General features: G+C 68.0%; 18 protein-coding genes. 7 read left to right on the forward strand and 11 right to left on the reverse strand.

Annotated elements, in window-relative coordinates:
- Positions 1-6: 6 nt before the first annotated feature.
- From AC1RJ5_RS13065 to AC1RJ5_RS13090, 6 genes are all read right to left on the reverse strand, one after another.
- On the reverse strand, positions 7-891 hold the full coding sequence (locus AC1RJ5_RS13065) for a YihY/virulence factor BrkB family protein (protein WP_446745984.1): 885 nt from the start codon (positions 889-891) through the stop codon (positions 7-9).
- Positions 892-954: 63 nt separating this feature from the next.
- Positions 955-1,920 carry a DnaJ C-terminal domain-containing protein gene (locus AC1RJ5_RS13070; RefSeq protein ID WP_184162646.1) on the reverse strand — a complete coding sequence of 322 codons (966 nt, stop codon included), beginning with the start codon at positions 1,918-1,920 and terminating at the stop codon, positions 955-957.
- A gap of 195 nt (positions 1,921-2,115) precedes the next feature.
- The gene (locus AC1RJ5_RS13075; protein ID WP_342249633.1) at positions 2,116-3,006 is read right to left on the reverse strand and encodes a transglutaminase family protein; all 891 of its coding nucleotides are present in this window, start codon (positions 3,004-3,006) and stop codon (positions 2,116-2,118) included.
- Complete coding sequence (locus tag AC1RJ5_RS13080; RefSeq protein WP_493113706.1) at positions 3,006-5,489, reverse strand: circularly permuted type 2 ATP-grasp protein; 2,484 nt, start codon at positions 5,487-5,489, stop codon at positions 3,006-3,008. The genes AC1RJ5_RS13075 and AC1RJ5_RS13080 overlap by 1 nt, the downstream gene beginning before the upstream one ends.
- A 104-nt stretch (positions 5,490-5,593) precedes the next feature.
- A complete protein-coding gene (locus AC1RJ5_RS13085) occupies positions 5,594-6,220 on the reverse strand; it encodes a DUF4198 domain-containing protein (RefSeq protein ID WP_269573505.1) in 627 nt (208 codons plus the stop codon).
- Between the two features lie 57 nt (positions 6,221-6,277).
- Positions 6,278-8,449 carry a TonB-dependent siderophore receptor gene (locus AC1RJ5_RS13090; protein WP_269573504.1) on the reverse strand — a complete coding sequence of 724 codons (2,172 nt, stop codon included), beginning with the start codon at positions 8,447-8,449 and terminating at the stop codon, positions 6,278-6,280.
- Positions 8,450-8,668: 219 nt separating this feature from the next.
- Between AC1RJ5_RS13090 and AC1RJ5_RS13095 the strand changes: the two genes are divergently transcribed.
- Both AC1RJ5_RS13095 and AC1RJ5_RS13100 read left to right on the forward strand, forming a co-directional pair.
- Positions 8,669-9,448, forward strand: a complete 780-nt coding sequence (locus tag AC1RJ5_RS13095) for an alpha/beta fold hydrolase (RefSeq protein WP_493113709.1) — start codon at positions 8,669-8,671, stop codon at positions 9,446-9,448.
- A 241-nt stretch (positions 9,449-9,689) separates the two neighbouring features.
- Positions 9,690-10,847, forward strand: coding sequence for an acyltransferase family protein (locus AC1RJ5_RS13100; protein WP_493113711.1), 1,158 nt, complete (start codon positions 9,690-9,692; stop codon positions 10,845-10,847).
- A gap of 31 nt (positions 10,848-10,878) precedes the next feature.
- Here AC1RJ5_RS13100 and AC1RJ5_RS13105 read toward each other — a convergent pair whose 3' ends face one another.
- From AC1RJ5_RS13105 to ku, 3 genes are all read right to left on the reverse strand, one after another.
- Entirely contained in the window at positions 10,879-12,156 is a 1,278-nt protein-coding gene (locus AC1RJ5_RS13105) for a hypothetical protein (protein WP_493113713.1), read from the reverse strand.
- A gap of 108 nt (positions 12,157-12,264) precedes the next feature.
- Entirely contained in the window at positions 12,265-14,805 is a 2,541-nt protein-coding gene (gene ligD, locus AC1RJ5_RS13110; RefSeq protein WP_493113715.1) for a DNA ligase D, read from the reverse strand.
- 97 nt (positions 14,806-14,902) lie between these two features.
- Positions 14,903-15,760: a non-homologous end joining protein Ku gene (ku, locus tag AC1RJ5_RS13115; RefSeq protein WP_269576544.1), complete on the reverse strand. Its 858-nt coding sequence runs from the start codon at positions 15,758-15,760 to the stop codon at positions 14,903-14,905.
- A 24-nt stretch (positions 15,761-15,784) separates the two neighbouring features.
- On the opposite strand from ku, the gene pdxH reads away from it, so the two are divergent.
- From pdxH to AC1RJ5_RS13130, 3 genes are read left to right on the forward strand one after another with little or no spacing between them, the layout of a single operon-like run.
- A complete protein-coding gene (gene pdxH, locus AC1RJ5_RS13120) occupies positions 15,785-16,429 on the forward strand; it encodes a pyridoxamine 5'-phosphate oxidase (protein WP_446745971.1) in 645 nt (214 codons plus the stop codon).
- Positions 16,430-16,439: 10 nt separating this feature from the next.
- Positions 16,440-17,351 (forward strand): cation diffusion facilitator family transporter, encoded by a 912-nt coding sequence (locus tag AC1RJ5_RS13125; protein WP_269573498.1) that lies wholly within the window; start codon positions 16,440-16,442, stop codon positions 17,349-17,351.
- Entirely contained in the window at positions 17,348-18,151 is an 804-nt protein-coding gene (locus tag AC1RJ5_RS13130) for a PhzF family phenazine biosynthesis protein (protein WP_269573497.1), read from the forward strand. The genes AC1RJ5_RS13125 and AC1RJ5_RS13130 overlap by 4 nt, the downstream gene beginning before the upstream one ends.
- Before the next feature lie 3 nt (positions 18,152-18,154).
- On the opposite strand, the gene AC1RJ5_RS13135 is transcribed toward AC1RJ5_RS13130, so the two are convergent.
- Both AC1RJ5_RS13135 and pgi read right to left on the reverse strand, forming a co-directional pair.
- Complete coding sequence (locus AC1RJ5_RS13135) at positions 18,155-18,457, reverse strand: alkylphosphonate utilization protein (RefSeq protein WP_269573496.1); 303 nt, start codon at positions 18,455-18,457, stop codon at positions 18,155-18,157.
- Positions 18,454-19,947: a glucose-6-phosphate isomerase gene (gene pgi / locus AC1RJ5_RS13140; protein WP_493113718.1), complete on the reverse strand. Its 1,494-nt coding sequence runs from the start codon at positions 19,945-19,947 to the stop codon at positions 18,454-18,456. Before pgi ends, AC1RJ5_RS13135 begins: the two co-directional genes overlap by 4 nt.
- 105 nt (positions 19,948-20,052) lie before the next feature.
- Here pgi and lepB point away from each other — a divergent pair, with 105 nt between their 5' ends.
- Complete coding sequence (gene lepB / locus AC1RJ5_RS13145) at positions 20,053-20,910, forward strand: signal peptidase I (RefSeq protein ID WP_342249645.1); 858 nt, start codon at positions 20,053-20,055, stop codon at positions 20,908-20,910.
- On the forward strand, positions 20,907-21,578 hold the full coding sequence (gene rnc / locus AC1RJ5_RS13150; protein WP_269573493.1) for a ribonuclease III: 672 nt from the start codon (positions 20,907-20,909) through the stop codon (positions 21,576-21,578). The genes lepB and rnc overlap by 4 nt, the downstream gene beginning before the upstream one ends.
- The last annotated feature ends 21 nt before the right edge of the window (positions 21,579-21,599 follow it).

Below are 21,599 nucleotides of genomic sequence, written 5' to 3' on the forward strand. Positions count from 1 at the left end.
GACGCACTATTCTCCATTCTTACGCGGCTCCTCTAGACCCGTTTCGGGCGTTTCCGCCAGAGCCGCGTTCAACTCGGCGCCGACTACCAGCCCCAGCCCAACGAGGAAGAAGAAGATCAGTGCGATCATCACGCCTGCAAGGCTTCCATAGGTCAGATCGTAATTTCCCAGCGTACCGAGGATTTTGGGCAACAGGGCGGTAACCAGCAGCCACCAGGCCGCCGTGAACAGCGCGCCCGGCCATTTCGGGCATTTGCTCTTCCGGTATCGGCTGGGGGTGAGCGAGTAGAACAGGATGTAGAGCGCGCCGAACAGCGCGATCGCCGGGGCGATCTTGCTGAGCGAGACGATGCGCTGCGCCTCGGACGCCCAGGGGAAGATATTGTAGAGGAACTGCTCGACGCCGGTGAGGATCACCTGGAAGCTGAACGCCGCCATGGTGATGATCACCGAGGCGATGATCATCCCGATCGCCCCCAGCCGATATTGCCAGAAGGGCGTGCTCGAGCGGACACCATAGGCCTGGCGCAGGATGCCGCGGATCGTCTCGATGAAGCCGGCCACGGTCCACAGCCCGACGATCGCGCCGAACCAGAGCAGATTGCCCGTCCGCGCCATCAGCACGTCGGACACCGGCTTGCGCAGCAGGTCCGCCACGTCGGGCGGCACGGTGTGGAGAAAGGCCTCGAGCGTGTGGATCCCCTCCGAGCTGCGGCCGAACAGCTGGGCGATCGCCGCCGCGACGATGAAGAAGGGGAAGAGCGTTACCAGGCTGAGATAGGCAAGGTTGCCGGCATAGGTGAAGCCGTCGTTGAACGTGCCGATCACCACCCGCTTGGTGACATGCCAGAATTTGGGTCCCAGGCCGATGCGGGCGAGCAGGCCGAGGATGCGGGATCCAAGCCCCGGCTTCGCCTGTGCGGCGCCCGTATCTTCCCCTGTCGTCACAAGGCGTTAGACGCCCATGCGGCCACGCGGGTTCCCCTTGTCGGTCCAGCCCTGGGCGAACTCGATCAGCGCATCGTCATTTACCGGCAGCTCGACCATCAGCGTGACGAGGAGGTCGCCGCGGCCGCCACCGGTTCCTGGCGCCTTCTTGTGGAAGCCGCGGCCCTTGAGACGGAGCACCTTGCCCGAGGACGAGCCCTTGGGAACCTTGAGCATCACCGCGCCGTCCGGCGTCGGCACCCGCACTTCGGCGCCGAGCACGGCTTCCGACAGCGTGACCGGCAGGTCGAGCCGGATATCGTCGCCCTGGCGCTCGTAGAAACGGTGCGGCTGTATCTCGATCGTGACGATCGCATCGCCGGGCTCGCCGGCACCTTCCTCGCCCTTGCCGGCGAGGCGCATCTGGGTGCCGGTCTCGACGCCGGCGGGCAGCTTGAGGTCGAGCGTCTTGCCGTCGCGCAGCGTGATCCGCTGCGGCGCCAGTTTCGCCGCATCCTCGAACGACACCGCGAGGCGATAGGCCACGTTCGCGCCCTTGGGCGCCGCGCGCCGGCCGAAATCGCCGAAGCCGCCCGAGAAGCCGCCGCCACCGCGCCGGCCGCCCATGCCGCCGAACAGCCCCTCGAAGATGTCGCCGAAGCCACCGCCATCGCCGCCGCCGAAATCGGCGCGGAAACCGCCCTGGCCGGCGCCGGGATTGCCCCCGCCAAAGCCACCGCCGAAGCCGGCCCCGAACGGGTTCACGGGATTGCCCTCGCCATCGATCTCGCCGCGATCGAAGCGGGCGCGCTTGTCCTTGTCGGTCAGCAGGTCATAGGCCTGAGTGACCTGGCTGAACTTCTCCGCCGCCTTGGGATTGTCCTTGTTGCGGTCCGGATGCAGCTCCTTGGCGAGCTTGCGATAGGCCTTCTTGATATCGGCCTCGCTCGCGCCACGTGCGACATTCAGGACGGAATACGGATCAGCAGCCATCAAAACCCCTTTGGACGCGCCGTATTTCGGCGTGTCTGGTTCCTAACGCAAGAGTTGCGGATAAAACTCCCGCCCGCGAGAAAGCCGACTGTTCCAGTGCTTCCCCGGCGAAAGCCGGGGCCCAGGGCCGCAAGGGACATGGCTCTGTTACCCTGGACCCCGGCCTTCGCCGGGGAGCAGAGAAAGGGAGGGGAATTAGGTGCCCGCTTCCTCAAGCGGCTCGACATCGACGGACACATGCATGTCCTGCGCGCCCGAGCCGAGCACGATGCCGTCGATCGGGGCGATCTCGGCATAGTCGCGGCCAATCGCCATCACGACATGATCCTCGGCCATCCAGATGCCGTTGGTGGGATCGACGCCGACCCAGCCGAGATCGGGCCCGGCCCAGACCAGCACCCAGGCATGAGTGGCATCGGCGCCGACCAGCCGGGGCTGGCCCGGCGGCGGCAGGGTGCGCAGATAGCCCGAGACATAGGCGGCGGGCAGCCCGGCGGCACGCAGGCCCGAGATCATGATCTGGGCGAAGTCCTGGCAGACCCCCCGGCGCTTGTCGAAGGCGGCGCGCGGCGGCGTATCGACCAGGGTCGCGCTGGGATCGAAATCGAATTCGCGCTGGATGCGGGTGGCGAGCGCATAGGCGGCTTCGAGCACGCCGCGATCCGGCGACAGGTCGGGCGCGCACCATTCGGCGATCGCGCCGTCGAGCGGGATCTGCGGCGAGGGGAAGAGATAGGATGCCGGGCTGGCCGGCGAGGCATCGCGGCTCTCCCGCGCCAGCCGCGCGATCCCGGCCAGCGTCGGATCGGACGGCGACGGCACCGGGATCGGGCGCTCGACCCGGATGCGCGCGCTGCTCTCGATCGTCAGCGTGCTGGTGGCGTTCTCCATAACCAGCCGCACGACATTGGCGAGCCCGGCTTCGGCGCGCGCCGGAAAGGTGCGCCCGCCCGGCTCGACCGACAGCGCATAGTCGAGCACTTCCTGGCCCGACCACAGGATCGGCTTGAGCCGCAGATTGCAGCGCGCGAAGCCGACCGGCTGCGCATAGTCGAACCGGGTGACGTGGCGGATGCGGTAGAGCATCAGGCGAGGACGAGCCCGGCGGCGCGCAGCGGCTCCGACCCTTGCAGGAAATAGCGGCGCGCGATCGCGTCCGACAGACTGGCGAGGCGCTGCTCGAGCACGGCGAGCAGCGCGTCGTCGGTGCGCATCGCGTTCGACGTCACCAGGATGGCGGCCAGTTCGCGCGCCTGCTCCTGCTGCGGCTCGGCCAGGCCATCATCGGACAGCACCGGCAGCTTGTTGAGATGGCCCGAGATCGCCGCGACCTGATAGGCGATGCCGCGCGGATTGCCCGGATCGAGCGTGACGAGATCGAGCACCGGCACACGGGCGATCCCGGTCAGATAGCGCTGGCGATAGCTGATCTGGCTGTCCGCCAGGTCGAGCAGCGTGCCGAGATCGTCGCTGGTCGCATCCGCCCGGCCAAAGGCGCGCAGGAACGCGAGCGTCGCCACCGCCCGCTCGACGCGGCGCCCCATATCGTGGAATCGCCAGGCATCGGTACGGCCCATATGCTCGGCGGCGAGCCCGGCCAGCGCCGAATAGCGCCGCTGCAGCGAGCCGGCCTTTTCGAGCAGCGTGCCGCGCGTCGGGAAGGGCGCGTCGAGCAGCCGGACCATGTCGGCGGCCAGGCGATCGCGCGAGACCTGGCCGATCAGCCGCGCCTGGGCGTTGATCGACGCGACGCTGTACCAGCCCTCGCCATCCTCCAGCGCCGTCCGGGCAAGCTGGGTGAGATCGGAGCGCTTGAGGCCGCCCGGCACCGGCGCGGCGTTGCTGCGGACCAGGATGTCGATCAGCTTGCGCACCGTATCGGCGGCGAGCGCGGCGCCGGTATCCGCGCTGATCGAATTGCCGAGCAGCACCCGGATCACCCCGAGCTGCGCCTCGCCGCGCTCGAGATAGCGGCCGAGCCAGAACATGTTGTCCGCCACCTGGCTGGGCAGGGTGCCGGGGTTGCGGCGCAGCTGGGTCGAATCGCCCGAAGGCAGCAGCGACACCGGCTCGACCGGATCGGGCCCATGGACGCAGACATCGGCGGACCACATGCCCTCGCCCATCACCGCGGCACGGGCATCGGCATGCTCGCCGATCCGGGCGAAGCCGCCGGGCAGCACCGTCCAGGCGCCATCGGGTCCACGCGCGGCGAACACGCGCAGGGTGAAGGGCCGCGCGGCGAGCCGGTCCTCGGCGACCACCGGCATGGTCGAGAGATGGACGACTTCCTGCCCGACATAATCCTGCGGCCGGCGCGCCATGTCGGCGAGCAGCGCGGCGCGCGCCTCGCCCTGCAGCGCCGAGCCCAGCACCGCCTTGGCGCCGGGCAGGCCGAGCGGCGGGACGCCGAAGGCGGACTTGACCAGCAGCCGGTCGAGTTCCGCCTCGACATGCGCCCGGGCATCGTCCTGCCCGCACCACCAGGTCGCGATATTGGGCAGCCTGAGCCCTTCGCCGGTCAGCAGCTCGGCGAGCCGCGGAAGGAAGGCGGCGAAGGCGGGCGCCTCGAGCAGCCCGGCGCCCGGCGCATTGGCGATGACGACATTGCCCGCGACCATCGCATCGACCAGCCCCGGCACTCCGATCGTCGAATGGCTGTCGAGCGCGAGCGGATCGAGCAGGCGCGGATCGAGCCGGCGCCACAGCGCGTCGACGCGCTTCAATCCGGCGATGGTGCGGACATAGAGCTTGTCGTCGAGCACCGCGAGATCGGCGCCCTCGACCAGCAGCCAGCCGAGATAGCGGGCGAGATGCGCCTGCTCGGCATAGCTCGGGTTGAGCCGGCCGGGGGTGAGCAAGGCGATGCGCGGCTCGGCGCGGCGGCAGCGTGCGGCCAGCCCCTCGCGGAAGGCCGCGAAGAAAGGCGCGTGGCGGGCGATGTTGAGCCGGGTCTGGAGCCCGTCCAGCGTCTGCGCCATCGCCAGCCGGTTCTCCAGCGCATAGCCGGCGCCGGCGGGCGCGCGCAGGTGATCGGCGAGCACGCGCCATTCGCCGTTGGGCCCGCGGCACAGGTCGATCGCCAGCGCCTGGAGATGATAGCCGCCCGGCGGCACCGAATTGGTGAGCGGGCGCAGGAAGAAGGGGCTGCCGGTGACGAGCGCGGCGGGGACATGCCCGTCGGCGACCAGCCTGCCCGGGCCGTAGAGATCGGCGAGCACCTGCTCCATCACCTCGGCGCGCTGGGCGATGCCGGTAGCGATGCCGTCCCATTCGGCCTGGGGGATCAGCAGCGGGATCGGCGAGAGCGGCCAGGGGCGCTCCTCGCCCTCGCCGGCGATGCGGAAGCCGGTGCCGATATCCTCGGCATGGCGATGCGCGCGTTCGCGGGCGGTCTCGAGATTGTCGCCGGCGAGCCCGGCCAGTTCCTCGAACACGGCGGACCAGGCATCTCCGGCGGCGGCGCGCGCGCAGAGCACGTCGTCGCGCGGGGCGGACGCGCAATAGTCCGCGATCCACCGATCGGCGATCGTTCCCGCGTCGAACAGAGGTGCGGCGCTGCTCGCCAAGCTTTCGTCCCCAGCTATACGGGGCGACTAGTGGGGCAATCGCTGCTGCGTGGCAACATGGGATGCGTACGTACGGCCATGCCGTGCACGCATCCCGTTGCGGTTCAGCGGACGAAGGTGAGCGTCGAGATGTGCATCACGCTGGCCACGTCCTGGCCGCCGAGCTTCGCCGGGGCGGTCTCGGTGTGCGAGGCGCTGACCAGGTAGCGGCCGGCGCCGAGCTGCGGCACGGTGATGCGACCCGCGGCATCGGTGACGAAGCTCTTCTGCCAGCGATCGGGAGTGATGATCGACAGCTTGGCGTCGGCAAGCGGCTTGCCGCGGAAGAACAGGGTGAACTGGTCGCTGTTCGCCGCCACCGGCACCAGCTCGAGATCGAGCTTGTGGCTGGTCTCGCTGCGGCCGGCGCGGGCGTAGAAGATCGCGCCCTGCTTCGCCTCGCCCGCCTGCCAGGGCTCGAACACCGCATCGTCGCGCACGCGGACATCGCCGGTGCCCGGGATCGCGGCCTCGATATGGTTGGCGCGGCGGGTGAGCGCCCCCATGCTGCCGACCAGCTGCGGCTTTTGCAGCTTGGGGAATTCGGGGTCGCCCTGGGCGGGCACCGCTTCGTTGGGCTCGCCCAGATAGATGCGCGCCGGGCCCTTGCCGTCATGCTCGACCCAGATCTCGTGCGCGGCGGCCGGGGCGGCGATCAGCATCGCGGCGGCGGCAAGCAGAAGCTTCTTCATCGTCACTCTCCTCGCTTGGGACGAGGGAGGCGCCGGACACGCCTCCCTGCCCCCTTATCAAAAGCGGTAGCTGGCGCCGACCGTGAAGTTGCGCGGCGCGCCGTAGCGATACTGGCTGAACGTGCCCATCTGGCTGTAATAGGTCTTGTCGAGCAGGTTCTCGACATTGGCCTGGACCGACAGATTGTCGCTCACCGCATAGCGCGCCATCAGGTTGACCAGCGCGAACCCGCCCTGCTCGAAGCGGAACGGCGCGGCGGTGACCGGGTTGGCTGCGACGGTATAGGCTTCGCTGCGATAGTTGACGCCGCCGCCGAAGGTCAAGCGATCGAGCGTGTAGGTGGTGAACAGCTTGAGCAGGCGGCGCGGCTGCTCGGTATTGGCGGCGACGCCGTCGCGGTCCTCGGCCTTGAACTGGCTATAGCCGAAATTGATGTTCCAGCCGGGCAGCAGCTTGCCGGTCGCCTCGATCTCGAAGCCCTGGCTGGTCACGCCCTGCGCGGCGACATAGGTCTGCTGCGGCAGACCCCCGCCCGGCGGGGTGACCATGATGTCGGGCTGGCCGACATTGTCCTGCTCGATGCGGAACAGCGCGACCGAGGTCTGCAGCGCATCGTTGAAGAAGGCGCTCTTGAGGCCGACCTCATAGGCCTTGCCCTCGAGCGGCGCGATCAGCTCGAGCGTGCGGGTGCGCAGGTTCTGCGGCTGGAAGATCCGGGTGTAGCTCGCATAGAGCCGGTGGTTCGAAGTGATGTCGAGCAGCGCGCCGACATAGGGGATGAACTCGTCGCTCTTGCCATAGTTGCTCGAGCCGCTCCACGCGAAGCCGCGCTGGTGCCAGCTGGCGAGGCGGCCGCCGGCGATGATCTTGAGCGGATCGGCGATGTTGAGGCGGACCGCGCCATAATAGCCGGTCTGCTCGATCCGCTCCTGCTCGTTGCGCACCGCCGTGGTGCCGAATACCGGCTCGGGGAAGAGCGCGCCTTCGCGGCCCAGGACGGGCACGTTGGTGGCCCAGGAGTTCAGCCCGGTGCCCCAGGCCGGGTTATTCTCGGTATAGGGCGCCACGAAATTGTCGGTGTAGCGGTTGAGCACGCTGTGCAGCGCGCCGAGCACGACTTCGTGATCGCGGCCGAACAGCTTGACGCTGCCCTTGATCTGCCCGTCGAAGCTTTCCTGCGTGCTCACGCCCTTCGACTTGTAGGGGTTGCTGCTGGCGATCGTGCCGGTCGCGCGATCGGCAGTGCCGTACATGTAGAGCAGCTGGGTATCGCCGGTGTTGCGCAGCTGGTTGTAGTTGGCGGTGATGCTCCAGCGATCGCCGATCTCCTGGCGGATCGTGGCGAAGATGTTGCGGTTGGTCGAGTTCCAATAGGTCCAGTCGGCCGCGGTGGTCTGCGAGCGGTCCAGGTCGGTGGTGACCGATCCGTCATTGTAGAAGGTCGGCAGCGCACCCCAGGTCGCGCCCTTGGGCTTGGTGTCCTGATAGCTGATGCCCGCGCGGACCAGCGTGGTGTCGGTCACATCGGCATCGACCACGCCGTAGAGCACGTACTTCTTGGTGTGCAGCAGATCGGTGAAGTTCTTGCCATTCTCGTAGCGGCCCACCGCGCGAACGCGGATGCGACCATCCGCGTCGAGCGCGCCGCCGACATCGGCCGAGACGCGATAGGTGTTCCAGCTGCCGGCGCTGGCGTCGACATAGCCGGTCCATTCCTTCGCATCGGCATGCTTGCGGACAAGGTTGACCGAGGCCGAGGGATCGCCGGCGCCCGAGAGCAGGCCGGTCGCGCCGCGCACGATCTCGACGCGCTCATAGATCGACATGTCGATGCTGGTCTCGCCATTACCGCCGGCGAGCGTCCAGGCGGCCGGAACGCCGTCCACCTGGGTATTCCGGATCTCGAAGCCGCGCGCGTAGAAGGTGTTGCGGACGTCATCGACTTCGTTGACCGCGACGCCGACCGCGTTGTTGATGACATCGGCGACGCTGATCAGATTCTGGTCTAGGATGCGCTGGGCGGTGACGATGCTCACCGATTGCGGCGTCTCGCGCACGGTAAGGCCCAGCCCGGTCGCGGTGTCGATCTTGTCGGGGATCGTATAGCGGCCGCTGACGACGATCTCCCCATCCTCCGCCGGCTTCTGCGCGTCCGCCGTCTGGGCGAAGGCGGGCGTAGCGAGCGCGCACAGCGCGGCACCGAGCGAGAGGGTAAGCTTGAACGTCAAGATTGCGGATGCCTTTTCCTGCGGATGGTGCGTCACGCTTCCGGCGACGTCGCGCAGGGCCCTAATACTATTGAGAATCGTTTGCAATACATCTTCACTTCCTCGTGAATGCGCGTTGCGCAAGCGCGGTTGCGCGGCGGCAAACCTTTGGATGATTGGGAAGACCGGTTTCCGGGCGCATATCCGCGAGCATCCCGCCCTCCATTGGAGTTGCGCCCCATGCCCCCGATCCCGCTCGACCGCCGCGGCTTTTCCCGTGCCGCCCTTGCTTCGCTTGCCGTAACGCTGGCCGGCCCTGCGCTCGCTCGCCCCGCGCCCGTGAAGGCGCGCAACGTGGTGCTCGTCCACGGCCTGTTCGCCGATGGCTCGTCCTGGTCCGAAGTGATCCCGCTGCTCCAGGATCGCGGGCTCAACGTCACCTCGGTGCAGAACCCGCTGACCAGCCTGCCCGACGCGGTGGCCGAGGCGACGCGGGTGCTCGATCGCCAGGACGGGCCGACCGTGCTGGCCGGGCACAGCTTCTCGGGCATGATCGTCACCGAGGCGGGCATGCATCCGAACGTGTCGTCGCTGGTCTATGTCGCCGCACGCGCGCCCGATGCCGGCGAGGATTATGCGGCGCTCGCCGCGAAATACCCGACGCCGCCGGCGAGCGCCGGCATCGTCTATGACGGCGACGAGGGCCGGCTGGGCGAAACGGCGTTCCTGCGCGATTTCGCCGGCGACCTGCCGCCCCGCAAGGCGAAGGCGCTCTTCGCGGTGCAGCAGCCCTTCCACAAGCTGCTGCTGACCGGCCGAACCACCCAGGCGGCGTGGCGCAGCAAGCCGAGCTGGTATGCCGTCTCGACCGAGGACCGCACGATCAGCCCCGATCTCGAGCGCTTCATGGCGAAGCGAATGGGCGCGACGACGATCGAGCTCAAGTCGAGCCATGTCTCGCTGATCTCGCATCCCCAGGCGATCACGCGCCTGATCCTGGAGGCGGCGGGGCAGGTTTAGGAGACATCGACGTTCAGGGGCTGTGGCGAGCGATTTCCGCAAATACCGCGTCACCCCGGCCTTGTGCCGGGGTCCACCGGGAGGCAGGTGCTGGACAGGAGGCTCGCCCGGCAGAGCGGGAGACTTGGTGGACCCCGGCACAAGGCCGGGGTGACGGTGGGCGTCTGAGCCCGGCGGCAATCGGGCTTGCGGTTTTCATCGAACCCCGACACCAATCCGCACAAACAGGGCGGAGAGGCTAGTGACGGAACGCGCAGGAACGCCGGCGGCAGGGGATGCCGCCGCGACCATCGACACGGAAACCCCCGACCGGACCGCCACCGGCAAGGAACATTTCGAAGTCCTGGACGGCCTGCGCGGGACCGCCGCGCTGATCGTGGTGATCTTCCACATCCAGGGCATCACCGTGATGTGGGACGGCGCCAAGGTGGTGCTGCACCACGCCCCGCTCGCGGTGGATTTCTTCTTCGCGCTGTCGGGCTTCGTGATCGGCTATGCCTATGACGATCGCTGGGAGCGGATGACCACCGGCCGCTTCATCGCGCTACGGCTGATCCGGCTGCACCCGCTGGTGATCCTCGGCGCCTTGCTCGGGCTGGCGAGCTATCTGTTCGATCCCTTTGCCGGCAAATTGCAGGCGGTGCCGCTGGCCTCGGTGCTGGGCGCCTTTGCGCTGTGCCTGTTCGCGCTGCCGAGCTGGCCGCTGGCCAATCGCTGGACCGACACCCACCCGCTCAATGGGCCGATCTGGACGCTGTTCCAGGAGTATATCGGCAACCTCGCCTATGCACTGGTGCTGCGCCGGCTGCGCGCGCGCTGGCTCGCGCTGCTGGCGGTGGCGAGCGGCGTGGTGCTGGCGGTCGGGGCGACGCTGCACGGCACGATCGACCAGGGCTCCTATTGGGAGACCTTCTGGATGGCGCCGGTACGGCTGTTCTTCCCGTTCCTCACCGGACTGTGGCTGTACCGGGTGCGCGACCGGCTGCCCGACATAAGGATCGGCTGGCTGCCGCTGTCGATCGCGATGCTCGCCGCGATCGCCGCGCCGACGCTGCCGCCGGTGGGCGGGATCAAGATCAACGGGCTCTACGAGGCGCTGGTGGTCATCCTGATCTTTCCCGCGATCCTCGTCGCGGGCCGCCATTCCGAGGCGGGGCGCGGCATGCTCTGGCTATGCAAGGCGAGCGGGCGCATCTCCTACCCGATCTACATCACCCATTTCCCATTCCTCTATCTCTGGATGAACTTCGTCGCGACGGGGCATGCATCGACGGGCCAGCTGCTCGCGATCGGCACCGCGCTGGTGCCGTTGCTGCTGCTGGTGGCCTGGCTGGCCTATCGCTTCTGGGACGTGCCGATCCGCACCCGGCTGGGGGTCTGGCTGCGCGCGCGGGGCTGAGGATCGGCGACCCCCGGCCCCGCGCACCGGTTCAGCGCGTGGCCGGCGTCGCCACCGCAGCGGCGGGAGCGGGCGCCGGCGCCGCGACCGGCTGGGGCGGCAGCTCGGGCAGGTCCTCGACCCCGGGCAGGTCCCAGCGATCCATGGTCATCGCCGAGCAGCTATAGGTGGCGCGGTCGCGTAGCGGCGCGGGCTTCAGCGATGCGGCAAGCGCGGGCTGGCCGGCGCTCAGCACGCCGCGCGCATCCTCGATATGCGAGGTCCAGGCCATGGCGTTGAGCCATTCGCCATTCGCCAGCCCCACGCCCATATAGGGCACGAAATCGCCCAGATAGACGGTGTCGCCCGCCTCGACATGGAAGGTCGGCGCGCCGAAGCAATAGGTGTTCGAGCTCGGCAGATTGCCCGCCGCGCTCGACGAGATCACATAATCGCCCGGCGTGATCCGCATCGCATGCACCTCGTACAGCGCCTTGCGATCCCTGCTCCTGGCGTTCAGCGTATAGGTCGTCGTGTCGCCGGTCTTCTTCCAGTCCCTGGGCCGGTAGAGCAGGTCGCGGACGTTCACGTCGTAGCGGGTGATCGAGAAATTGCCCGACTTGCCGGCACTGCCCTCGTCGGGGCGGCGGAAGCCGAAGACCAGCACCGCCTCGCCCGGCGCGACCACCACGGGCACCTTGGGATCCGCCTTCTTGCCCAGATAGAGCGTGCCCGGCCCGGTCAGCGGCGCATCGAGCTTGAGCTTGCGATCGGGGCCCACCGTGAAGCTGGTGCGCTCGGTGATCCCGCCCATCACCTGCTGGGCGCCGACGATCGAGTTGAAATAGTCGTTGCGCTGGGCATCGGTCATCGCGCCGACCTTCGCGGCGGTGTCCGAGGGCACGTCGATCAGCCGCCAGCCCTTGATCAGCAGGCAGGCGCGGCGATTGGCGCGGCGCTGCTTGCCCTGCGAGATCGCGCTGCCGATCAGCCCGCCGATCAGCCCGCCCGCACCCGCCGCGACCGGCGAGATGATCTGCGGATTGTAATAGACCGGGATCATGCCGCCCGGCGTGCGCGATCCCCGCGCGATCAGCCGGCAATCCTGCCAGTCGGCGTCATATTGCGCGCGCGTGGCGCCGGGCTTGTTGTAGAAGCGGGTATCCTTGAGGTCGCGCGCCGCATCCTCGGCGATTTCCTCGGGCGTGTCGTCGGTGGCGGCCGGCTTTTGCGCCACCGGCGCGGGCTTGACCTCGTCGATATGGGCATAGGTCACTGCCTGGCCATGGGCCGATTGCACGGTGAACGCCGCGGCGACGGCCGCGGTCATAAGAAGCCTGGAGCGCATACATCCCCCTATTTGCGCATTTTGGAATAGGGAGGATTAACCAGCTTTGGGACCTCGTCCAGACGGAGTTTCAACCAGTTGCGGGCTATCTCAAACGTCCGGCAGCACCTGCTCGGCAAGCCCCCAGCCCTGCAGCGCGCGGCCGGTGGCGCGCGCCAGCAGCTCGGCACTGTCCCGGATCGAGAAATGCCTGGGGCTGTCGATGTCGCGCAGCTCGCTCCACGTCACCGGCGCCGCCACCGGCGCGCCTTCGCGGGCGCGGGCGACATAGGGCAGCACCGCCGTGCTGCCACGCTGGTTGCGCAGGTAGTCGATGAAGATCTTGCCCTTGCGGCTCGCTTTCTTGAGGTTGGCGGTGAAGCGCTCGGGCTCCGCCTCCGCCAGCGCGCGGGAGAAACGCTCGCAGAAGCTCTTCGCCGCGGGCCATTCGGCTTTAGGGGTCAGCGGCACCACCACATGCACGCCCTTGCCGCCCGAAAGCAGCGGCCAGCTGGTCAGCCCGAGCTCGGCGAGATGCTCCTTGATGTCGGCCGCCGCCTTCTTCACGTCCTCGAAGCCCAGCCCCTCGTCGGGATCGAGGTCGAACACCAGCCGGTCGGGCTTCTCGACATCGGCGACCAGGCTGCCCCAGCCGTGGAACTCGATCGTCCCCATCTGGACGCAGGCCATGATCCCGTCGGCGTCGTCGAGATAGAGATAGGGTTCGACCGAGCCGTCCTTCTCGCGGATATCGACATGGTGGACATGGTCGCCGAAGCTGCCGGCGTCGTGCTTCTGGAAGAAGCATTGCCGCGCCCGGCCCTGCGGGCAGCGCACCAGGCTGATCGGCCGGTTGGCGAGCCAGGGCAAAGTGATCGGCGCGGTGGCGAGATAATAGTCGGCAAGGTCGCCCTTGGTGAGATCGTCGCCGGGGAAGATCACCCGCTCGCGGCTGCTGATCTTCACGGCGGAAGCGGGCGTTTCCGGTAGCTTGGCGGGCCTCTCCGCCACCACGTCCTTCACCTTCTTGTCCTCGCGCAGGCCGATGAAGCTGGCATGGCGCACGACATTCTCGGCGGTGAATTCGGCAAAGGCGATCTCGGCGACCAGCTTTGGCTGCACCCAATGCGCGCCGCGCGCTTCGGCTTTCGGCACCTTGGCGGCCGGCTTGTCGGCGGCGATCCCGTCGAGCCGCTCGCGCAGGGCATGCAGCGTGTCGGTGCTGAACCCGGTGCCGACCTTGCCGGCATAGACGAGCCCGTCCGGCCCGTTTAGCCCGAGCAGCAGCGAGCGGAAGCCGCGTCCCTTCGCGCTCGACGGCAGCCAGCCGAGGATCACGAACTCCTGGCGGCGGATGCACTTGGTCTTGAGCCAGGCCCTGGTCCGGGTGCCGCGATAGGGCGCGTCGGCGCGCTTGGAGACGACGCCCTCATAGCCTTCGCGGCACATCGTCTCGAACAGCTTCTCGCCGCTGCCCAGCACATGCTCGGAGAAGTGGATGCGGGCATCCGCCCCCTCCAGCAGCGCGCGCAGCCGTTCCTTGCGGGCGAGCTGGGGGAGCTTGCCCAGGTCCTCGCCGCCCGCTTCCAGCAGGTCGAAGGCGAACATCACCAGCCCCTCGCCGCCATGGGACAAAGCTTCCTGGAGCGAGGAGAAATCGGGCTTTCCGTCCTTCAGCGCGACGATCTCGCCGTCGATCAGCGCCGGGCCGGGCAGGCTGGCCGCGGCTTCGGCGATGCCGGGGAAGCGATCGGTCCAGTCGAGCCCGGTGCGGGTGTAGATCTTCGGGCCGCCCGCGCCGATGCTGAGCAGCGCACGATAGCCGTCATATTTCACCTCGTGCAGCCACTGGTTGCCGGCGGGCACGGTGTCGACCAGCGTCGCTAGCTGGGGCTTCTGGAATGCGGGCGACTTCATTCCTCCCCGAGCTTTGCTCGGGGAGGGGGACCGACGCGAAGCGGCGGTGGAGGGGCCGGCGCGCTTCGCGCCGGTTACACCGTCGCGCCCCTCCACCCCCGGCCTTCGGCCGGCGGCCCCCCTCCCCGAAGCAAGCTCGGGGAGGATTTTAGAGGGCTTCCCCTCCGCGATCTCCTGCATCGTCCGCCCGGTCTTCACGCTGGTGAGCGCGGTCTCGACCAGCGCGTCGGTGGCGCCGGCATATTCGTCGTCGATCTTGCGCAGCAGCCAGTTCTCGGACTTCTCCTTGCCGCGCGGCTTGAGCCGGATCAGCAGCCATTCGCCCCGCATCCGGTCGCCGTCGAGGGTGAAGTGGAGATGGCCCTTCTCCAGGTCCTTTTCGCTCTTGCCCTTGATCGGTGCCCAGGTCCCCTCATCCCACAGCATCACCGTGCCGCCGCCATATTCGCCCTTGGGGATCACGCCTTCGAAATCGGCATAGGAAAGCGGATGGTCCTCGGTGCGCACCGCCAGCCGCTTCTCGTCCGGATCGAGGCTCGGCCCGCGCGTCACCGCCCAGCTCTTGAGCACGCCGTCGATCTCCAGCCGGAAGTCCCAGTGGAGCCGGGTCGCGTCGTGCTTCTGCACCATGAAACGGTGCCCGCCGCCCTTGGCCAGCTTGCCCGCCGGCTCCGCCGTCTTCGCGAAGTCGCGCTTGGCGTTGTATTTGGCGAGGAGATCGGGGGACTTGGCCATCAATCCGTCATCCCGGCGAAAGCCGGGATCTCCCTGTTATGGAGCGAACGCCTGCCGCACGAGATCCCGGCTTTCGCCGGGGTGACGAGGAACATCCTCACGCCCGCTTCTTCGCCGGGGCCTTGGCCGCCGGCTTGGCCTTCGCCGCCCGGCTCGCCTTCGCCTCGGGCTTCTCCAGCGATTTCTTGAGCGCCGCCATCAGGTCGACCACGTTCGAGCCGCGGCTCTCCTTGCCGTCGCCCGCATCCTCGATGATCTTCCTGCCCTTCGCCTTCTGCTTGCGCGCGATCAGGTCCTTGAGCGCATCGACATAGCGATCGTGGAATTTCTTCGGATCGAAGGCCGCGACCTTCTTCTCGATCAGGCTTTCGGCCAGCCCGAGCAGCTCGGGATCGGGCGCGTCGTCGGGAATGTCGCGGAAATAGCCCTGCGCCTTGTTGACCTCATCGGCATAGCGCAGCGTCTCCAGCACCATCCCGCGCCCGCACGGCTTGAGGCTGACGACATATTCCCGCCCGCGCATCGCCAGCTGGCCCAGCCCCACCTTGCGGGTGCGCCGCAACGCCTCGCGCAGCACGATGAACGCTTCCTCGGCCAGGTCGTCGGCGGGCACGACGAAATAGGGGCGTTCGTAATAGAGCACGTCGATCTCGTCGGCATCGACGAACTGGGTGAGCTCGAGCGTCTTCTTCGATTCGAGCTTCACCGCATCGATCTCGTCCTGCTCGAGCAGGACATATTCGCCCTTCTCGACCTCGAACCCCTTCACGATCTCCTCGGGCTCGACCGCGCCGACGCCAGGGGCGACCTTCTCATATTTGATGCGCTTGCCGCTCGGCTCGTGGATCTGGTGGAAGCTGATCTGCGCGCCCGATTTGGTCGCGGTGTAGATCTCCACCGGGATCGACACGAGCGCCAGCCGTATCTGTCCCTGCCAATAGGCGCGCGCCGCCATCTCGCTCTCCTCGTTGCGAAGCCGATTCAATGTGCCAGCAAAGGAGTCGTTCCTCGACACCCGTTCGGGGGAGGCGTAGAGCCCCGGGCCATGAGCACCGATCCGTTCGAACTGTTCGACAGCTGGTACCGGGAAGCGCGGGAAAGCGAGCCCAACGACTCCAATGCGATGACGCTGGCGACCGTGAGCGCGGACGGCCAGCCTTCCGCCCGCATCGTCCTGTTGAAGGGCCACGGACCGGACGGCTTCGTCTTCTATACCAACCGCGAAAGCCGCAAGGCGCAGGAGCTGCACGAAGGCGCGAAGGTCGCCCTGCTCTTCCACTGGAAGTCGCTGCGCCGCCAGATCCGCATCGAGGGCGGCGTCAGCTTCGCCACCGATGCCGAGAGCGACGCCTATTTCGCCAGCCGCGCGCGCGATTCCCAGCTCGGCGCCTGGGCATCGGACCAGTCCCACCCGCTCGACAGCCGCGAGACGTTCGAAGCCCGTTTCGAGGACGTGAAGGCACGGTTCGCGGGCCAGGACGTGCCCCGCCCGCCGCACTGGGGCGGCTACCGCGTCACTCCGACGCGAATCGAGTTCTGGCAGGACCGTGCCCACCGGCTGCACGAGCGCCGGCTGTTCACCCGCGCCGGCGCCGGCTGGTCCGAGGGCCTGCTATATCCATGAGCTCCTGGCGATGAACAACCTCGCCCGCCGCGCCGCGCTCGCCAGCGTCTGCTCCGCGATCCTGCTGGGCGCGCTCAAGGCATGGGCCGCCTGGACGACCGGGTCGGTCGCCGTGCTCGCCAGCCTGGCGGATTCGGTGCTCGACCTGTTTGCCTCGCTGGTCACGCTGGGCGGCGTCCACTGGGCCTCGCAGCCGGCCGACGAGAATCACCGCTTCGGGCATGGCAAGGCCGAGGCACTGGCCGCGCTCTTCCAGGTCGTGGTCGTCGCCATCTCGGCGCTCGCCATCCTGATCCGCGCGATCGAGCGGCTGCAGACCGGCGATGTCTCGGCTTCGCCCGAATCGGGCATCATCGTCAGCATGATCGCGATCGTCGTCACGCTCGCGCTCACCCGCTATCAGCAGCATGTGATCGACCAGACCGGCTCGGTCGCGATCGGCGCGGACCGGATCCACTATACCTCGGACCTGATGCTCAACGCCGCGGTGATCGCCGCGCTCGCGCTCGATGCCTGGGGCCTGCGCGGCGCGGACCCGGTGTTCGGCATCGCCATCGCCTTCTGGCTGCTGTTTGGCGCCTGGCGCGCCAGCGAAGCCGCGATCGACCAGCTGATGGACAAGGAATGGCCCGAGGAGCGCCGCCGCGCCTTTGTCGAGGTCGCGGCGCGCAATCCGGCGCTCCGGAGCCTGCACGACCTGCGCACCCGCTCCAGCGGCAATCGCGACTTCGTCCAGTTCCACATCTCGATGAACCCGGCGATGACGATCCTCCAGGCGCATGACGTGGTCGAGGCGCTGGAGACCGAGTTGGGCGCGGCCTTTCCGGGCACCGAGATCCTGATCCATGTCGACCCGGACGGCCATGTCGACGAACCCGAAAACCCGATGACCGAAGCCAATTTGTTGAAGGACGCCGAGTGACCCTGCCTTTCGCCCAGATCGATGCCTTTGCCGACCGTCCCTTCACCGGCAACCAGGCCGCGGTGATGCCGCTGGAGGCCTGGCTGCCCGACGAGACGCTCCTGGCGATCGCGGCGGAGAACAACCTCGCCGAGACGGCGTTCATCATTCCCGATGCGAGCGGCGAGGCCGATTTCGAGCTGCGCTGGTTCACCCCCGCCGTCGAAGTCGCGCTGTGCGGCCATGCCACGCTGGCGAGCGGCCATTTCGTGCTGTCGGCCGATCCGGCGCGCGAGCGCGTGACCTTCCGCACCCGCAAGGCCGGCATCCTCGAAGTGCGCCGTGACGGCGATTCCTATGCGATGGCGCTGCCCGCCTATCCGCCCGAGCCCGCCGAGGTGCCCGGCCTGCTCGAAGCGCTGGGCGTCGGCATCGGCGAGACGCTGCGCCATCCCAATGGCTATGACCTGACCGTGCTGGAAAGCGCCGAGGCGGTGCTCGCGCTCAAGCCCGATTTCCGCAAGCTCGCCGCGATCGGCGACACGCTCAACATCGTGACCGCGCCGGGCACCGATACCGACGTGGTCAGCCGCGTCTTCGCGCCGGCGGCGGGGATCGACGAGGATCCGGTCACCGGCTCGGCGCATTCGGTGCTGACGCCCTATTGGGCCGGGCGCCTCGGCCGCGACACGTTCAGCGCCTATCAGGCCTCGGCGCGCGGCGGCCATATCGCCTGCGGGCTCGCCGGCGACCGGGTGATCCTGGGCGGCAAGTGCGTGACCGTGATCGTCGGCGAATTCGCGCTCGAGGGCGCCGGCTAGGGCCTAGCGCTTGCGCACGAACTCGGCGCGCAGGACCAGGCCCTTGATGCCTTCATACTTGCAGTCGATCTCCTGCGCGTCGCCGGTCAGGCGGATCGACTTGATCAGCGTGCCGCGCTTGAGCGTCTGCCCGGCGCCCTTGACGGTCAGGTCCTTGATCAGCGTGACCTGATCGCCATCTTGCAGCAGGTTGCCGACCGAATCGCGGACCTCGACCGTCTCGGCCGCATTGGCCTTGGCAGCGGCCTCGGCGGCGGGGATCCACTCCCCGCTCGCCTCGTCGTAGATATACGCGTCGTCGCTCACTTGAAGGCCCGCGCGATCAGGTCCTCGGTCGAGGGATCGAATCCCTCCCCACCCGCACCCGCCGCCTTGGCCATTTCCTTGCCGAGCTCGACGCCGAACTGATCAAACGCGTTGATGCCGAGCAGCACCGCGTTCACGAAGGTGCGCTGTTCGTAGAATGCGAGGATCGCGCCGAGCGTACGCGGATCGACGGTGTCGAGCAGCAGCGTGGCCGACGGGCGGTCGCCCGGATAGTCGCGCGCCAGATCGTCATTCTTGCGGCCGGCCATCAGCGCCGCGCCCTGCGCGAACATGTTGAGCAGCAGCTGGCGGTGATGCTCCTCGGCCAGGCCATCGCCCGGCTCGATCGAGCCGATGAACTCGAGCGGCACCAGGCGGGTGCCCTGGTGGAGCAGCTGGAACACCGCATGCTGGGCATCGGTGCCGACGCCGCCCCAGGTGATCGGCGCGGTCGGATAGGTCACCGGCTCGCCCTTGGCGGTCACGCGCTTGCCGTTCGATTCCATCTCGAGCTGCTGGAGATAGCTCGGCAGCAGCGCAAGGCGCTCATCATAGGCGAAGGTGGCGCGCGTCTCGCAGCCGCGGACCTGCGTGTAATAGAGATCGGCAAAGGCGGCGAGGACCGGGGCATTCGCCTCGAACGGGGCGAGGCGGAAGTGGCGGTCCATCTCGGCCGCGCCTTCGAGCAGTTCCTCGAACGCGTCCCAGCCCAGCGCCAGCGCTGCCGGGAAGCCGATCGACGACCAAAGCGAATAGCGCCCGCCAACGGATTCGTTGAAGGGCAGCACACGCGTCTCGTCGATGCCAAAGGCAATCGCCTTTTCCGGCGCCGCGGTGAGCGCGACGAGCTTGCCGTACGGATCGGCGACCCCGCCCTGCATCAGCCAGGAGATCGCGCTCTCGGCGTTGAGCATCGTCTCGGTGGTGGTGAAGGTCTTCGAGGCGATCGCGATCAGCGTGGTGGCAGGATCGAAGCGATCGAGCGCGGTCTCCAACGCGACGCCGTCGACGTTCGAGACCACCGCGACTTCATAGCGATCGGCGTCGCGGCCGAGCGCGTCGACCAGCAGGTCCGGGCCCAAAGCCGAGCCGCCGATGCCGATATGGATGATGCTGCGCACCGGGCCGAACGCCTCGGCCTCGATCGCGTCGATCAACGCACGCATGCGGGCGTGATAGGCCTGGGCACGGGCGACGCTGTCGGGCGAGCCTTCGCCGCGCTCGGCGGTGTGCTCGACCGCGCGGCCTTCGGTGACGTTGATCTTCTCGCCGGCGAACAGCGCGTCGCGCTTGGCGACCAGGCCCATGTCGGCGGCAATCTTCGAGAAGGCGCCGATCAGCTCGGGCGTCAGGTGCGTCTTCGACCAGTCGAAGTGGATGCCGGCGACGTCGGCGGAAAGCTTGGCGACACGATCGGCGTCGCGCGCGAACAGCTCGGTCAGCGTCGAGGCTTCGAGCGATTTAACGGCGGACCAGTCGGGCAAGCTCATGTTCATCTCCAATTGCGACAAGTTGCCCCTATCGTCCCATTCTCTCCACCGCCACTCCATTCATCGGCTTGACCTCACCGCCCGGCCCAAGCAGAGCAGCACCCCATGGAAAACACGCCTGCCGATTCCCTCGACGACAAGCCCGCCACCCCCGCCAAGGCGGCCGTGGAGGACAAGCCCAAGAACGAGTGGAAGGAGCTTGGCGTCTTCCTCGTCAAGCTGGCGCTGATCGTGTTCGTGGTGCGCAGCTTCATCTTCTCGCCCTTCTCGATCCCGTCGGAATCGATGATGCCGCGGCTGCTGATCGGCGACTATCTGTTCATCACCAAGTGGAACTACGGCTATTCCAAGCACTCGCTGCCGTGGAGCCTGCCGCTGATCCCGGGCCGCATCTTCCCGGGCACGCCGGCACGCGGCGACGTGGTGGTGTTCAAGGCGCCGGGCCATAATGGCGAGGACTGGATCAAGCGCGTCGTCGGCCTGCCGGGCGACAGCGTCCAGGTGGTCAACGGCCAGGTGATCCTGAACGGCAAGGCGGTGCCCAAGCAGAAGGTCGCCGATCTCGAGCTGCCGATCACGCCGAACTTCACCAACTGCCCCACCCTGTTCCAGAGCGTGAGCGCCAAGGGCGACGCGGTCTGCAAGCTGCCGCGCTTCCGCGAGACACTGCCGGGCGGCAAGAGTTATGATGTGCTCGACCAGGGGCTCACCCCGCAGGACAATACCGAGGTCTATCATGTGCCCGCCGGCCATGTGTTCCTGATGGGCGACAATCGCGACAATTCGACCGACAGCCGCTTCTCGCAGCCGCCCGAGGGCCAGGGCATCTCCTATGTCCCGCTCGAGAATATCGAGGGCAAAGCGGTACTGAGCTTCTGGTCGACCGACGGCAGCGCCAACTGGTTCCTGCCCTGGACCTGGTTCACCGCCGCGCGCTGGAGCCGCATCGGGGAAGGCTTTTGAGCGCTCCCGACCTCGGGGAGTGGATCGCGAAGACTTTCGGCCAGCGCCCTTCTGACCTGGCCCCTTATCAGCGTGCGCTGACGCATGGCAGCCAGGCGGCGGAGAATTACGAGCGGCTCGAGTTCCTGGGCGACCGGGTGCTCGGCCTCGCCATCGCCGAATGGCTGTACGAGCGCTTCGCCAGCGAACCCGAGGGCGCGTTGTCGCGGCGGCTGAACGCGCTGGTGACGGGTGCGATGTGCGCCGACGTCGCGCGCGAGGTCGGCGTGCCGCCGCTGCTCCGTCTCGGCAAGCAGGCGCGCGGCGACGGTGCCGCGGACAGCGACAATGTGCTGGGCGACGCGATGGAGGCGCTGATCGGCGCGCTCTATCTCGAGTTCGGCTTCGCACCGGCGCGCGACTTCGTCCGCAAGGCCTGGGCCAGGCATATCGACGCGCACGCCAGCGCGCCGCGGCATCCCAAGTCTGCGCTGCAGGAATGGGCGGCCGCGAACAATCGCCGCCCGCCCGAATATGTGGTGACCGACCGCTCGGGCCCCAACCACGCGCCGCGCTTCACCGTGAAAGTGTCGATCGGCAGCTTCGCCGACGCAGAGGCGCAGGGCACGAGCAAGCAGGACGCGGAAACCGCGGCCGCGGCGGCACTGCTGGCGAAGCTCAAGGCTTGATCTCCCCTGCACAATGCAGGC

The organism is Sphingomonas sp. GW822-FHT03G08 (genome assembly GCF_058801135.1).

What these genes read in the sequence shown, in the direction of transcription:
- AC1RJ5_RS13070 (WP_184162646.1), bottom strand. Translation starts at nt 1,920, where the DNA reads ATGGCTGCTGATCCGTATTCCGTCCTGAATGTCGCACGTGGCGCGAGC.
- AC1RJ5_RS13075 (WP_342249633.1), bottom strand. Translation starts at nt 3,006, where the DNA reads ATGCTCTACCGCATCCGCCACGTCACCCGGTTCGACTATGCGCAGCCG.
- AC1RJ5_RS13085 (WP_269573505.1), bottom strand. Translation starts at nt 6,220, where the DNA reads ATGAAGAAGCTTCTGCTTGCCGCCGCCGCGATGCTGATCGCCGCCCCG.
- AC1RJ5_RS13095 (WP_493113709.1), top strand. Translation starts at nt 8,669, where the DNA reads ATGCCCCCGATCCCGCTCGACCGCCGCGGCTTTTCCCGTGCCGCCCTT.
- AC1RJ5_RS13105 (WP_493113713.1), bottom strand. Translation starts at nt 12,156, where the DNA reads ATGACCGCGGCCGTCGCCGCGGCGTTCACCGTGCAATCGGCCCATGGC.
- ligD (WP_493113715.1), bottom strand. Translation starts at nt 14,805, where the DNA reads ATGGCCAAGTCCCCCGATCTCCTCGCCAAATACAACGCCAAGCGCGAC.
- ku (WP_269576544.1), bottom strand. Translation starts at nt 15,760, where the DNA reads ATGGCGGCGCGCGCCTATTGGCAGGGACAGATACGGCTGGCGCTCGTG.
- AC1RJ5_RS13125 (WP_269573498.1), top strand. Translation starts at nt 16,440, where the DNA reads ATGAACAACCTCGCCCGCCGCGCCGCGCTCGCCAGCGTCTGCTCCGCG.
- pgi (WP_493113718.1), bottom strand. Translation starts at nt 19,947, where the DNA reads ATGAGCTTGCCCGACTGGTCCGCCGTTAAATCGCTCGAAGCCTCGACG.
- lepB (WP_342249645.1), top strand. Translation starts at nt 20,053, where the DNA reads ATGGAAAACACGCCTGCCGATTCCCTCGACGACAAGCCCGCCACCCCC.